Genomic DNA, 15,134 nt, shown 5'->3' on the forward strand with positions numbered 1-15,134 from the left:
ATGAAAAAATACCTAATCCTTTTGTCACTTTTTTTATTCATAACAACATTAAAATCCCTTGCACAGTACTCCGGGGTGTTTTATGTGGCAGGAGATCTGGACAAATTCTATCCTGTCATTTTCCAGGATCTTTCGTGGGGTAATAATAAAGCCACAGAATTTGAAGTTGGACGGTCCAATGTCCACACGGACGCTTCCTGGCGCGGCTCCCTTATTGCAAAGTTTCGCGTCCACACAACCAATTATGGCCACGGATCAAATTTTATCGATGCTGACATCCGCCAGTTTAGCCCATACTCGGGACCGATGATTGGCGGATGGACGGATGGGACAAGTTCCAATGGAGATCAGGTAGTTATTATCTGGTTTAAAGGTGGTACGAACCATTATTATTTTAATTCCCCGGTAAATATTACGCCGGTGGTATATGACGGTGTCCAGAACGCCCTACCTTATCAGGAAACAAACGGGCCTGCGAGAAGCTACAAAACAGGAGTGGATCTATATGTAAATCCTAATGGGTTGAGCGGTGGAGGAACTGCATTTTTCAATGGAGGAGGGATCAGTTATTTCGGTTCCAATGTTGGAATTGGCACTTATAACCCAGGAAATTATCAACTTGCGGTGGCTGGAAATGTACATGCGCAGGCAGTTAATGTGGATATGACCGGATGGTCTGATTTTGTGTTTGAGCCATCTTATAAACTCACTTCACTTGCCGATGTGAAAAATTATATCGATCAAAATCATCACTTGCCCGATGTTCCTTCAGAAGAACAGGTTAAAAAAGACGGTATTGATTTCGGACAGATGAATTCCAAACTCCTTAAAAAGATCGAAGAGCTCACACTGTATTTGATTGATCAGAACAAATATATGCTTAAACAAAATAAGCAAATACTGCGACTGCAAAAGGAAGTTAAGCAATTGAAAACCGAACATCACAATTCAAAATGAAAAAAAAATATTTATTAATCTTGATGGGTCTGCTGTTTAGTTCATTGTCTTACGCACAAATTGACATACCGAATGCATCTGGCGGGCCGGTTGCACCAGGATCGTGGATCAGATTTTTGAGTGCTGGTGATGCAACCTCTATACAGGAAAACTGGGGTATCAATATTACTGGGTCAAGCTATCAACCTGTCAAAATAATTAATTCAAGCCTTTTAGTTGGATACACCTCTGGAAATGGCGGAAGTTTTGGTTCCGGTAACGCCTTTATAAGCGGTAATGTCGGTATCGGTACTACTACGCCAGGTGCTAAACTCGATATAAATGGTGATGCGTCCGTACAATATTACGGTAGATTGTCATCTGCGAGAGATTATCGGAACAGCTATACCAATCTTTTTTTAGGAGGTGCGATCAGTTACAACGGCGATGGTAATTATACCGTATTAGGAGACGGCGGAAGCAATTATTTTGGCGCCATCCGAATGGATAATAGTGGTGGTAACGCAGGGGCAATTAATTTTTATAGCGGTACCAGTATTGGCGGATCTAACTATACAATTAGTAACGCCAACTTGAATAGTTATCTCCGAATGACAATAATAAATAATAAAGTAGGAATTGGAACGGCGAATCCCGATGCATCCCTCGCTGTAGCTGGTGTAATACATTCTCAAGCCGTTAAAGTCGATATGGTTGGTTGGTCAGATTATGTTTTCAACCGATCTTATAAACTCGTTCCACTTAGGGCAGTAAAAGCCTATATCGATCAAAATCATCACCTGCCCGATGTGCCTTCTGAAGAACAGGTTAAAAAAGATGGAATTGATTTGGGGGAGATGAATTCGAAGCTTCTTAAAAAAATTGAAGAGCTGACACTCTATTTAATACAAGAAAAACAACCGACTGATCAGCAAATTAAGACCCTAAAAAATGAGATCAATAAAATCAAACATACTAAGAGGAAATAAATTCATAGGCTTAATAAGATATAACAAGAATGAGAAACTCTGCTCACTATGATCTCATAAATTGGGAAATTACGGTAACCAACATTCAGCAACAATCTTTATAAAACATAAATAAACTACTCTGAAATGAGGCAAATCATAAAAAGCTTATGCATAGTCTATCTAATAGCCGCAACAAGCATATTAAAAGCGCAAACCATAAATAATTTAAGCAACTATACTCCGCCATCTCCCAATGCAACAAGTACCGTTTCAGCGTTGGGTAGCTATAATGTAAGCCTGTATTCAGGTAAGCTAAACTATTATGCCAAGTTGAAAGATTTTACAATCGGTAAGATCAATATGTCATTGGGACTAACTTATTCTACTTCCGGTATTCGTGTTCAGGATATATCCGGGCCCGAGGGCTTGGGATGGAGTTTGTCAATGGGGGGAGCAATCACAAGATTTGTTGCTGGATTGCCGGATGAAGCACCATATGGTTATTGCGGAATCAATAATATTGGCGCAAAAAATTATTCAGCACAAAATCTGGATTATTATACAAATGTGTTGAGTGGTGCCTACGATTCACGCCCCGATCGCTTTTATTTTTCTTTTCTGGGTTATTCCGGGATGTTTGAATTAGATACAAATGGTAATCCCGTTTTGCAATCTTCTTACGGGTTAAAAATGTTATATAGCCCTTTCAATCATACGAATGGTCGTCTGTATGGCGGTGCTGAAGATTGGATTATACAGGATCAATCCGGAAATAAATATTATTTCGGAGACGAATATGTAGAGGACAATTATACGCGAACAAACGGACAAAATAATATTAGAAATATTGAAAGTATCAATGCCTGGTACATCAAAAAAATTATCACATCAGATAATCTCGTAATATCTTTTGATTATTTAAAAAGTGGCAGTGTTAGTTATACTAACTATGTAAATGTTGAGAAGAAAGATAACTCACATAACAATATAGACCCTATAATTACGACCTACGACGAAAACTCTACTGATTACGTTGAGCCGCTATACCTAGCGAAAATAGCTAGTGGAAATTTTGAAATAGATTTTAAATATAATTTGAGCCGTACAGATCTGCCCAATGCGTTGGCATTAACAGAAGTTGATGCTCGTGAAAGCAACCAGGTTAAAGCTATTTATGGTTTTCATTATTCTTATTTTCCCTCATCGGGGGGAAGTGATTTAAGGTTAAGATTAGATGGAATCAGCCAGGTATCCAACAAAAATTATGCAATCAATTATCTCTATTCTTTTAATTATAATAGCCTTAATCTACCGCCGAGAAATTCTATACAAACGGACTATCTGGGGCTATATAATTCAAATCCGGGAACATCTAATATTCAAGGATATCAGGGATGCGATAAATCCCCTGACTTAGCTAGGTCACAGGCAAACATACTTACATCTGTTATCAATAATTTAGGCGGTGCAACTAATTTTTTCTATGAACAAAATGAAATTAGCGGAGGTGTTAAAGAAAGTGGGTTGCGTGTAAAAAAGATCAGCCAAATGAACGGCAGTACGGAAATTAATTCGGAAACATATGATTATACTGACCCGAGCACAAATCAATCAAGTGGTATCGTACTACAGAGTTATAATAACGTTACTGATAATTACTACATTAACTACGTCTCTTCAGAGCCGGTATCGGCATTATTTGATTTAACAGGTGTACAAATTGGCTATAGCTATGTCACCATAAATAAACCGGACGGAAGTGCTATTCGCTATAAGTTTACTGACGCCAATACTTATAAAGATTATAATACGATTACATATTATTATAACACTGCAGGTAATACAGATAGCCCTTCATCTAGTTCCGCTTTGACGATTGGTGATGTCGTTAATACGTCTTATGCATTTGCAAGAGGAAAAGTGCTATCTGAAGAATATCTTAATAGTAATAAACAAGTCGTAAAATCTGTTACGAATAATTATGTTCTTTCAGGAAAAACAGGTGATGTTGTTGGAGTAGTCATACTGCCTCAATATATTTTGAATGTAAATTCGGGATTTTATCGCAGTAAGTACGATTTTTTTACTCAAGACCTCCAGCTAAACTCTAAGACAACTGTAACTAATATTTACTCCGGAGCAACACTTGTCAACTCCGTAACCGAGAATGAAAGCTACACTTATAATCTTTTAGCCCCCAATTTAACTAATACAGTTGACAAAACTTTGAGTAATGGAGATGTGGCGAGGACAAGATATAGGCATCCTAATGATATATTGGTAAATTATGTCAGTACGGCAAATACCAATATGCCAATTTCATATATGGTATCAAACAATATGGTGTCCGATCCAGTGCAGGTTGTTAACTCTATTGTAAGTAATGGTGTAGAAAAAATAACCAACGCTACATTGACCAGTTATAAGGCTATTAATAGTAATGTTGTTAAGCCGTACAGCGTTTATCGCTTGAATGCAGATGCCAGTTTCAACCCTCAATCATTTACATTCTCCACTGTTTCAAATAACGGCTCAACTGAAACTATGTCGAATGATAGTCACATGGAGGCTACAAAAATTTTGTCTTATGATAACTACGGTAACCTGATTACATCGGCAAGTGCATTTACAGCCGAAGGACCAAGCGGGTTTTTGTGGTCACATAATGGTATGCTTCCTCTAGCTGAAATAAAAAACGCGACAGGAAATGAGGTCTTTGTCGAAGATTTTGAAGGAAACTTCAATTCGGGAGTAACCACCGGAGCAGCCCATACCGGCACGCGTTATTATTCGGGCAGCTCTTATGTATTAAACTGGACAATCCCGGATAGCCGAAGTTATGTTATATCTTTCTGGTACCACCAAAGTGGAAGCTGGAAATATTCGCCGCCACAAACATTTTCATCCAATTCATTTACACTGACAGGCGGGGATGCGTATGACGATATCCGTATCTGCCCTTCTGACGCTCTTCTCTCAACAAGTACGTTCGACCCGTTTATAGGCATGTTAAGCTTAATAGATGCCAAAGGTCAAACCTCGTCTTATGAGTACGATGGTTTTACGCGGCTGGTAAATGTGAGAGACCGGTATGGAAATATTCTTAAAAATTATGTTTATCATAACGTATCACCTAATCCTCTTTATTCAAATACGGCACAATCAGTCTCGCTACCGTCGGATAATTGCGGTCCGGGGTATGCAGGTATTCAAACTATCTATAATATAGCCGCTGGGACGGTCTCATCCCCTTATTCACAGGCAGATGCTGATCTGCAAGCCACCATTTATGCACAAAATTTGGCAAACAGTTCGGGTGGATGTGTCTTACAACCGATTATATATGCCCGAGTAGAATATAACAATTACAACTATACAAGTTACACGCAGGATCAATACGACTATGGGAATCAAACTACAGCGGACATATATGTGAGATTTTACGCAGATGCGAACTGTACAATTCCTTTGTCACTAAACTTACCTATTAACGCGGTGATCGCACAAACCACCGATGAGCAACTGGCTTATGGAAGTCCTGCTATTCCAGTTTCAAATTTCACAGTTAATGTTCCGGCCGGTTCAAATTCTTACTTCGTGGGCAATCAGGTTTTATATAGCACAAGCAGTTATACCGATCCTCAAAGCGGATATGGCAGCGTAACAGATACTTATTCATATAGTTATGCTTTGTCTACAGATTATACAACAATTTATACCCCATTACCTACTAAACAATAATCGCAATGAATACCAAAGTTTTTCTAATTATGATATTTACGATTTTATCATTTAATTCTACTAATGCAGTGTGTCAGGTTAGTTTTCCAGATACAATTAGGGTTATCAAGCTTCAGAAGGCCTTGTCGATAAGCAGAAGAAAGGCAATGTTGCTTTCGGTAGAAATGGAGAAAAGCCAACAACAAATAAAATCACTTATTAAAGATCAGGCAATGGATCCTCATGACAGGCAGAATCGCATTAAGGGAATAGTCAAAGAAAGAGAAGCCTTTGCTGACAGCTTACTGGATAGACGCGAAAGAATAAGGTTGGACTCAGTAATTAATCAATCAATTTCTGACAAACGCGCAAAAGACAGGATAGCAATACAAAAGAAAAATAACATCGTTTTAACGAGTAAACAATAAGCTGATGAAAAGAAAGATATTCCAATGTTCCGTAATATATATTTTTGCTTTTATTAGCGGACTTTCTTTTTTACCTGCACAGGTAAATGCGCAAAAGAATGTTGTATTGAGTAAGCCCAATACAACAGGAAATATTGTTGCAACACAAAGTATCAGGCTAGTGACTGGTTTTAGCTCCCATGGTCCGATGACCTTAGGTATTTCGCCTGTAATTCCCCTTAACAGCACGCCCAATAACGATCACAATTATGTTGTAACTAATGTTCCTAGAATCGCAACAACCGATGCAAGTCAGATACCGGGTAAAAATATTAATGAGGTCAGTCAACAGATTCAATATCTCGATGGGTTCGGGCGGCTACAACAAACAGTTAATACGAAGGCAAGTCCAAATTTAAATGATGTTATTTCGCCAGTTGAGTATGATGCAATGGGTAGGCAGGCTAAACAATATCAGGCTTACACAGACGGCAACAATATTTCCGGTAGTTACCGAAATACTGCGCTTACCGGCCCAACCAGTTATTTTGATAGCGATCAATACCAGTTTTTTCAGCAACCGGATTTAAAAGTTGCGAATACGACAAACCCATACAGCGAGAGCATCTATGAGCAAAATTCTTTTGGCAGGCCTATGGAACAGGGTTACCCAGGAACGACCTGGAAAACTGGTGCGGGTCATGATCTGCAATCATCTTATGGAACGAATGGTAGTCAGGATGTTAAGCTATGGCGGGTAAATACCTCAAATAGTGGAGCATCTTACACTTACTATCCGGCTGGTACGCTTTTTTCTACAACTGCAACTGATGAGAACAACCATAGTGTTATTCAATATCAGGATTTAAATGGTCATACCATATGCAGAAAAATGCAGGGAGACAATGGGGCGATGCTGACAACAGATTATATTTATGACGATGCCGGAAATCTGCGCTACGTTGTACCACCGTTGCCGACAATTCCCGTTGCCGTAAATCTGCCAACCAGTTTTATAGAATCCGATGCTGTAGCAATAAATTTTTTCTACGCCTATCATTACGATGGCAGGAACAGGTTAATTGAAAAAAGAATACCTGGCAAAGGATGGGAGTATTCAGTTTATAACAAGTTAGATCAACTGGTACTGTCTCAAAATCCCGCACAGGCAGAACTTGGAATATGGTCTTATGTGAAATATGACGCACGGAGCAGAGCTGTGGTAACCGGAGATTATTATACTACATCTTCACGTGCTGCACTCCAAACCGCTATTGATGGTTTTACAGGTCCATTTACGGAAACCTTTACTAACAATTCAACCAATTTTGGATATTCAGACAATAGCTACCCGGCTATCGCACTGGGAAACAATAAAAAAGTACTTACTGTCAGCTATTATGACAATTATGATTTTTTAAATAACAGTAATATCAATCCTAATTCCTCCGTGTTTGTACCACCTAATTCAGCGATAGATACATTAGAGCATTCGCCAATAGGGCTTCTAACAGGCCAAAAAACGGAGGTCATCGGCTTGACAACGCCTACCTATTTATTAAGCATTAATCATTTTGATAATTATGGAAATACGGTTAAAACTATTGCGCAATCTGTAAAAAATTCGGTAACCTCTTCCGGACAATATGACCAGTACGAATTTCAATTTAGCTACAATGGCTTACCAACAAGGACTATTCGCACCCATTATCTGTCTTCCTCGTTACAACTTACTACAAACAGTTTTATCAGTTATGATGAAGGCGGCAGGAAAATTTTACTTAAGGAGCAGTATATAACACCTGCTGTTACCGGGCCCGTTATCAATCTCGCTAAATATGAGTATAACGAAATGGGACAGCTTGTTACTAAGCATCTGCACAGTTTAAGTGCAAGTAATAATCCCGAATCCTCAGAGTTTTATCAGCACATAGATTACCGTTACAACACCAGGGGATGGTTGACCCGCATAAATAATCCCACTTCGGGAAATTTGGCAGACGAAACCTATCCCGCACAGACAGACTTGTTTGCTGAACAGATTGATTTTGATCAGCCCAATGGAAATTACGCCGGTACTAAAGCGCAATACAACGGAAATATCAGTACGGTGAGTTGGCAGACCCTGAACAAGCCGGGGGCTTCATCTCCAATTGGCACGCAAGGCTACGTATTGGGTTACGATAACTTGAACCGCCTGACTAATTCATTTTATAAATCATCCGCAAACAACGATAATTTTAATGAGGCCGCCACCTATGATGAGCTTGGAAATATCCTTTCATTAAGTCGTAATTCTTCGCCAACTTCATACCTTAACAAACTTGTTTATGATTATGGAACAGGTAGCCAAAGGGGAAATGTTCTATTGGATGTTCAGGATAACGGCGGATCTGAAAATTATCATCCTACATATACCTATACTTCCAATGGAAGCCAAAAGACCGATACGCAACAAGGCATATCATTGATTACCTACAACGAACTAAGCCTACCCGATCAAGTCAATTTTAGTAGTGGCAAAACGATCAAATTTCTCTATAGCACCTCTGGACAAAAGCTGGAAAGAATCATTCAGGTAGCAGGTGCCGGAGAAGACCGAAGCTATATTAACGGTATCGAATATGCGGGTAATACGATTGATTTTATACATGCAGATGAGGGGCGCGCAAGACCAGGAAGCCCCGGTTCTTATGTGCAGGAATATCAGATTGCAGACCATCTCGGCAACATCAGGGTCATGTTTGACGGCTCAGGTAGCTCCTTATCAACCAATAACATTGTACAGACAAGTGATTACTATGGCTTTGGCCGGGACATTAATTATATCAATAATAATTACCAATACAAGTACAATGGTAAAGAACTTTCTACAGACTTAGGGGCGTATGATTATGGTGCAAGGTATTACAACCCGGTAACTGCAAGATGGAATGGTGTAGATAATGCTGCCGAGCAAAGCCGTAGATGGAGTCCATACTCCTATGCCTACAATAATCCAATTAGAAATATCGATCCGGATGGGAATTTCAGTTATGATTATTCGTCCGAGATTGCAAATGCAACATCCTATTCATTGGGCAAAATCGAATACAATGGATATAATAATGCAATGAATGACGCTGCCGACTATGGGGCATATATGGAATATTTATCTGGACAAACTGAGCACCCACCTCTTAGATATGATGCATCGTGGAACGCAATGATTAATCAGATGAGTAGTCATACCATGGATATGTTTAGTGTGTATTGGAGAGGCAAGGGATCGAGCGCGAGCGACGACGGAGGACTTTGGGGGGCACTGAATAGTGGCCCCAGCTCACAGGGTTGGTATGGAGGGATTGGAGGGTTTTTAGTAAGTATAACACCATTTGGAGGCGTTGTTGATTTTGTTAATGCGGCGAAAAATAATGATGTTGGCGGTGCCATTGCAGGATTAGCTTCAACAGCTCTATTTTTTACGGGTGAATCGGAAATATCATCATCAGTGAAAGCACTACAGGTAGAATCTGCAGAAATATCTAACACTTCTACCGATGTTGCCAATTTTTGGCCTCCAAATGGAGGTGCACTGGGAAATTGGACCAATGAGATAGCAATGCCTGGACAAGTAATGGATAGATATGGATCTATTTATGGTTCTTACGCATCTCCGGTAGGCACACCATTCAACATGAGAGCACTCTCTCCATCAACTGATATTAATGACTATTTGAAATTTGAAGTGGTAAAGCCATTCCCCATACAAAAATCTTTGATCGCGCCCACCGCTTGGGATATTGGACTAGGAACTCAATTTAAATTGCCTATTGGACTAAATTATCTTGATGATTTTGGCTATACAAAATTTATACCTTAATTTATATATGGACTTAGATGAGTTAAAAAATAAGATTAAAGTTAATAATATTCCTGATCGCTGGTATTCAATAGACGATGGGCTAAAACCTGATGCATGCATCATTTATAGAAATCATAGTATATGGGAATATTTTTTCTTAGATGAAAAGGGCGAGAGACATGATTTAATGTTTTTTAACAATGAATTAGACGCTTATGATCACATATGGAAAAAATTAGAATATCAACAACGAATTTTTAAAAGATTTAAAAAGTAGTCGTTCTTTTATTTAGAAAGCTTTAGCATAAGATATCAAATATTAATTGCTTTAATGAATACAATCTTTATAAGTTTCGGAAACGTATGAAGTTTTCAAATTTTTAGTCTTTTCGCATATTTGTTAATGGTATAATTACCTAGCTGCTGGGCATTATTTTTAAGTAAATAAATAGTCTGCAATAAAATTCAAATGAACGATTTGACTATTTGCGGCAGCCAATGAGGTAAGAGTTAATTATAATATTATTAAGGAAGATCGGGAGAATGTTACAAATTGGCCCTAACCCAAAATTGGTTTTACTTCCTTGGTACGCCTTTCCTCAGATTGATAAACATGACAAATTTTGGCGTATGGGGTTTGGAGAGAATTATATAAATATTTGGGCATGTTATTATTTAATCTATCGGACACGAAAGTATATAAACTAAGCTTTCCGGAATCGGAAAACTGGGGTGGTTTTTACGAATAATAAATATGTCAAATAAAAAATATAGTTAAGTATCGTAATCGTTAATTTGAATTTGTCGAGATATTGGTTATAAATCATATAGATTTATTGTTCGTCTTTACTTGAAATTGATTGTTATGTCTTATAATATGTTTGAAATCACGATCAGTGATTTCAAACATCGTTGGATATTATAAATTAGCAAGTTTTTGCCTTAACAAGCTCGTATCCTCACTTATTTTATGATCCATGACTATTGCATAGATCTGCTCAGTCTTGATGCTGGTATCTCCCATCGTCTGAGCTACGCTTTCTATCAGCACACCGTTATTGAGGGTGATCGTCGTTGCGAAGGTGTGACGAGCAATGTGTGGAGAATATGGGGCCATTGACCACCCTGTTCTGTGCCTTATAGGGGAAATGTTTGTGGAAAATTCAATGAGCTTCTTACAATCAATCAATCAATCAATCAATTGAGATGGTCAAAGTGTTACGGAGCCGTTGATTACTGATTCCGCAAATCAGTGATCAACGGCTCCGAATTCTCCACTTTAGAAGCCTCTTTTTTCCTCACTATCAATACTCCATAATGATCTATAATGCGTCCAACTCAATTGTGAACGCATTGCGTTCACAATTGGAAAACATCTGTAAAAGTGCCGGAAGTAGTTAAGATTTCTCGGGGAAAAGGAACTACCAAACTTGGGGGCCAATTCTTCCGATATGTAGCTTATTAGCCTGTCTCCGTATATAGCTCTTTCTCTACCGCCTTGCTCTTCCTCAAAAATTCGCTTACCAATCTGCCAGTACATTAACACCCTTTTCATTGTCAACGACAAGGACGGCTTTACCCCTTGCGGTCTTTATAATCGATTGGATGTCGGCTATAATTGATTCATTTAAGCTCATGCTAATTCTCCTCCTGCTAATGATTTCTGTTCTTTCAAACGTTTCTTTAACGCGGTCATGTCACGGTTAACTTTCCTGTCCTTTGTCTTCGCATAGATTTGTGTAGTGGTCAGCTTAGTGTGCCCGAGCATTTTGCTGACCGACTCTAATGGCACATCATTATTAAGGGTTACAGTAGTGGCAAAAGTATGCCTGGCTATATGGGTTGTTAAGTTTTTAGTGATTCCAGCGAGATCTGCTATTTCTTTGAGATAAGCATTCATCTTCTGATTGCTTTTAACAGGCAATAATTTATCCTCAACTTCCCGGCAAGTATGATCTTTATACTTATCCAATATGGCAATAGCCTGCGGGATCAATGGTACATTGGAATCTATTTCTGTTTTGGTACGCGTGGTTTTGATCCAAAGCACTTTATCCCGGCCTGCAACAATATGTTGTGGCGTTAGCTTCTCTACATCTACAAAAGCATATCCGGTAAAGCAACAAAACAGAAAGGTGTCCCTTACTTCTTCCAATCGTTTGATCTTAAACTCATGCGCTGCCAATGTTGTAATTTCTTCCCATTCCAGTTCCACCCGGTTCACTTTACGGTAAGTGCATTTAAATGCATTAAAAGGATTATGGATAAGCCATTTATTATTTACAGCCAGGTTAATGATCTTTTTAAGGTTTTTGATGTACCTCATCGCTGTATTGTGTTCAATGTTATCTACGGTCTTTAAATACATCTCAAACCCGGATACAAATGCATAATCTATAGACTCCAGTTGTATATCCTGTTTGTTATATTTATGCTGAATGTACTTAGCAGTCTTTGACCGGACTGTTTTGTACTTGGTCAACGTTGCTTTAACAAAATCTTTATCAATCAGCTTTTCGAGGTCTGCATTATGCTGGTCGAAAACCTCCAACAGCATTTTCCGGCTGCGATCATCACCTGAATAGAATAGTTTGATCTTCTCAGCCGTGATAAATTCTTCAGAGCGCTTTAAGGTTTTGAAGGCTTCATCAATTCCGTCCAAGGTTTCGTTAATCACAGCGTTGATCCTTTTTGATTCGGGACTACTGCCTTTTACAAAGCCGGTCTTGGCATCCCATTTGGCGGGGTCTACTTTTTTCTTTAGGGAAATTTCTGCGCGCTGCCCTAAATAGGTGATCCGCGCATAAAGAGGGGCGAGGCCGCTGGTATCTGTTTTTCTTTTGTCAGTCCAGATTAAGACTGAGAACCTTTGGGTTGTTTTCATAACACACTAATTTTTAAGTTACTTGATGACATTAATTTTGAGTTTAAATGAGCTGTTTTAAGCTCGATAAAATCAATACAAGCACTTTAAAATCAACCTATTATAAGTTAATTCGGTGTCTAAATTAGCCAATTCAAACAGGTCACCGAATAGGTCACCGGCTGAATCATAAAAGGCAGATTAAGATGAGCGGTTATGACATAAAAAAACCGCTTAAATCATTGATTTAAGCGGTTATAAACAGATTTGATATTGTTTTTGCGGAATGGACGGGACTCGAACCCGCGACCCCATGCGTGACAGGCATGTATTCTAACCAGCTGAACTACCACTCCTCCCGTTTGGGACTGCAAAGATAGAAATAGGTTTTAATTTACAAAGCCCATTTTGGCCTTATTTGAGGCATTTATTAAAAAATAAAAAAGCCCGGCTTACCATAGCAAGCCGGGCTTTTGATTATCTGTTTAGAAATAAGGCTTATACACCTAAATCCTGGATGATGGTGTCAATTTTTGCTTCCAGTTGTTTGTCGGTTTCTTCGTAAGCTTCTTTGCTGGCCAGTTTGCCGTTTACACTGCAATAGAATTTAATTTTAGGTTCTGTACCAGATGGGCGGGCCGAAATAACAGCGCCATCTTCGGTGATAAACTGCAATACGTCCGATTTAGGGAAGTTAAGCTTGGTGATGGTATTGCTGTTCAGGTCTGTTTCTGTACCCATTTCGTAATCTTTCAGCGTAATTACTTTCGATCCGCCTAAGGTAGCAGGAGGGTTGGTGCGGAATTTTTCCATCATGGCTTTGATGTCTTCGGCACCGCTCTTACCTTTTTTGGTGATTGAGATCAGTTTTTCTTTGTAGAAACCATATTGGATGTAAGTGTCAATTAAAGCCTGGAACAAGCTACTGCCTTTGTCTTTATAATAAGCAGTCATTTCAGAAATAAACGCACTCGATACAACGGCATCCTTATCACGTACCAGTTCGCCAACCAGATAGCCATAGCTTTCTTCGCCGCCGCCGATGAAGGTTTCTTTGCCTTCCAGTTGGGTCATCAGTTCGCCGATGTATTTAAAGCCGGTTAAGGTGTTAAAAAATTTAACGCCTTTAGCATTAGCAATAGCCTCAATCAGGTTCGAGGTCACAATGGTTTTAACAATGTATTCTTTACCTGTTAACTTGCCTGCATCTTCCCATGCAGAAAGCAGGTAGTTGATCAGCATGCTACCGGTTTGGTTACCGTTTAGCAGGATAAATTCGTTATCGTTATTTTTAATGGCGATACCCACACGGTCCGCATCAGGGTCAGTTGCGAGTACTAAGTCTGCATCAACTTCCTTAGCCTTTTTAAGAGCGAGGGTTAAAGCTTCTTTTTCTTCGGGGTTTGGATAAATAACGGTTGGGAAGTTACCATCTGGCGTGGTTTGTTCATCAACTAAGATCACATTCTCGAACCCGAACATTTTTAATGCTTTAGGCACCAGGGTTATACCGGTTCCGTGGATAGGAGAGTAAACGATTTTCAGATCTTTCTGGCGTTTAATAGCATCTTTAGATACCGATAGTTCGGTGATCTTATCCAGGTAAAGCTGATCAATCTCTTCGCCAATCAGTTCAATATTTTCATCAACACGGTCGAATTTGATATCGTCGACGCTTTTTACAGCAGCAACTTCGTCCATTACAGCCTGGTCTTCGGGGAATACAAACTGACCGCCATCTGCGCCGTAAGCTTTGTAACCGTTATATTCTTTTGGGTTGTGCGATGCGGTAAGCATTACACCGCTTTTGCAACCTAAGTGGCGAACCGCGAACGAAAGCTCAGGAGTAGGGCGCAAGGCTTCGAAGAAGTAAACATGGATGCCATTGGCCGAAAAAACTTCGGCAGTGATATTAGAAAACAAATCGGCATTGTTACGGCTATCGTGGGCAATGGCAACTTTAACTTTCTCGTTAGGATATTTCTTTTTCAGGTAATTGGCCAGGCCCTGTGTGGCAGCACCAATCGTGTATTTATTGATTCGGTTTGAGCCTGGGCCCATGGTGCCACGCAGACCGCCGGTACCAAACTCCAGATCGCGGTAAAATGAATCGGTTAACTCGGTAACGGCATTTTCATCAAGTAATTTTTGAATTTGTTGTTTAACATCAGCATCATAGTTTCCTTGAAGCCATGAGTTTACTTTCTGAAGAATGGTTGGATCTAAAGCCTGCATTTATGTGATTGTTTTATGTTTTACAGCGTGATTATTTCTGTTAGCTCAAATATGATAATAAAAAGTATTTTATATAATAGATGGGAGCCGATAATGTTTAAAATATTCTCGGAAATTGTGCGAAATGCCGTAGCCTGGCCGTTTGCAGACCGATGCGA

The 15,134-nt window shown here is 39.3% G+C and carries 9 protein-coding genes and 1 tRNA gene; 6 read left to right on the forward strand and 4 right to left on the reverse strand.

Annotation, left to right across the window (positions count from 1 at the left end):
- From PQO05_RS07025 to PQO05_RS07050, 6 genes are all read left to right on the forward strand, one after another.
- On the forward strand, positions 1-957 hold the full coding sequence (locus tag PQO05_RS07025) for a hypothetical protein (RefSeq protein ID WP_273631993.1): 957 nt from the start codon (positions 1-3) through the stop codon (positions 955-957).
- Positions 954-1,925 (forward strand): hypothetical protein, encoded by a 972-nt coding sequence (locus tag PQO05_RS07030; protein WP_273631994.1) that lies wholly within the window; start codon positions 954-956, stop codon positions 1,923-1,925. The genes PQO05_RS07025 and PQO05_RS07030 overlap by 4 nt, the downstream gene beginning before the upstream one ends.
- A 126-nt stretch (positions 1,926-2,051) precedes the next feature.
- Complete coding sequence (locus PQO05_RS07035) at positions 2,052-5,648, forward strand: DUF5977 domain-containing protein (protein ID WP_273631995.1); 3,597 nt, start codon at positions 2,052-2,054, stop codon at positions 5,646-5,648.
- Between the two features lie 5 nt (positions 5,649-5,653).
- Positions 5,654-6,055, forward strand: coding sequence for a hypothetical protein (locus PQO05_RS07040; protein WP_273631996.1), 402 nt, complete (start codon positions 5,654-5,656; stop codon positions 6,053-6,055).
- A 4-nt stretch (positions 6,056-6,059) separates the two neighbouring features.
- Positions 6,060-9,896: a DUF6443 domain-containing protein gene (locus PQO05_RS07045; RefSeq protein WP_273631997.1), complete on the forward strand. Its 3,837-nt coding sequence runs from the start codon at positions 6,060-6,062 to the stop codon at positions 9,894-9,896.
- 7 nt (positions 9,897-9,903) lie between these two features.
- The gene (locus tag PQO05_RS07050) at positions 9,904-10,155 is read left to right on the forward strand and encodes a hypothetical protein (RefSeq protein WP_273631998.1); all 252 of its coding nucleotides are present in this window, start codon (positions 9,904-9,906) and stop codon (positions 10,153-10,155) included.
- Positions 10,156-11,157: 1,002 nt separating this feature from the next.
- Here PQO05_RS07050 and PQO05_RS07055 read toward each other — a convergent pair.
- The 4 genes from PQO05_RS07055 to PQO05_RS07070 form a co-directional block, all read right to left on the reverse strand.
- Positions 11,158-11,433, reverse strand: coding sequence for a DUF1016 N-terminal domain-containing protein (locus PQO05_RS07055; RefSeq protein ID WP_337942928.1), 276 nt, complete (start codon positions 11,431-11,433; stop codon positions 11,158-11,160).
- Positions 11,434-11,511: 78 nt separating this feature from the next.
- Positions 11,512-12,762: a site-specific integrase gene (locus tag PQO05_RS07060; protein WP_273631999.1), complete on the reverse strand. Its 1,251-nt coding sequence runs from the start codon at positions 12,760-12,762 to the stop codon at positions 11,512-11,514.
- Positions 12,763-13,023: 261 nt separating this feature from the next.
- Positions 13,024-13,097: transfer RNA gene (locus PQO05_RS07065), tRNA-Asp, on the reverse strand.
- Between the two features lie 142 nt (positions 13,098-13,239).
- The gene (locus PQO05_RS07070; protein WP_273632000.1) at positions 13,240-14,976 is read right to left on the reverse strand and encodes a phospho-sugar mutase; all 1,737 of its coding nucleotides are present in this window, start codon (positions 14,974-14,976) and stop codon (positions 13,240-13,242) included.
- Between the last annotated feature and the right edge of the window lie 158 nt (positions 14,977-15,134).

It is taken from the genome of Mucilaginibacter jinjuensis (assembly GCF_028596025.1).
In the GTDB taxonomy this organism is placed as follows: domain Bacteria; phylum Bacteroidota; class Bacteroidia; order Sphingobacteriales; family Sphingobacteriaceae; genus Mucilaginibacter; species Mucilaginibacter jinjuensis.

Bases quoted from the DNA above. Each gene is read 5' to 3' on its own strand.
- PQO05_RS07070 (WP_273632000.1), bottom strand. From the start codon at position 14,976: ATGCAGGCTTTAGATCCAACCATTCTTCAGAAAGTAAACTCATGGCTT.
- PQO05_RS07025 (WP_273631993.1), top strand. From the start codon at position 1: ATGAAAAAATACCTAATCCTTTTGTCACTTTTTTTATTCATAACAACA.
- PQO05_RS07050 (WP_273631998.1), top strand. From the start codon at position 9,904: ATGGACTTAGATGAGTTAAAAAATAAGATTAAAGTTAATAATATTCCT.
- PQO05_RS07030 (WP_273631994.1), top strand. From the start codon at position 954: ATGAAAAAAAAATATTTATTAATCTTGATGGGTCTGCTGTTTAGTTCA.
- PQO05_RS07040 (WP_273631996.1), top strand. From the start codon at position 5,654: ATGAATACCAAAGTTTTTCTAATTATGATATTTACGATTTTATCATTT.
- PQO05_RS07035 (WP_273631995.1), top strand. From the start codon at position 2,052: ATGAGGCAAATCATAAAAAGCTTATGCATAGTCTATCTAATAGCCGCA.
- PQO05_RS07045 (WP_273631997.1), top strand. From the start codon at position 6,060: ATGAAAAGAAAGATATTCCAATGTTCCGTAATATATATTTTTGCTTTT.
- PQO05_RS07060 (WP_273631999.1), bottom strand. From the start codon at position 12,762: ATGAAAACAACCCAAAGGTTCTCAGTCTTAATCTGGACTGACAAAAGA.
- PQO05_RS07055 (WP_337942928.1), bottom strand. From the start codon at position 11,433: ATGAAAAGGGTGTTAATGTACTGGCAGATTGGTAAGCGAATTTTTGAG.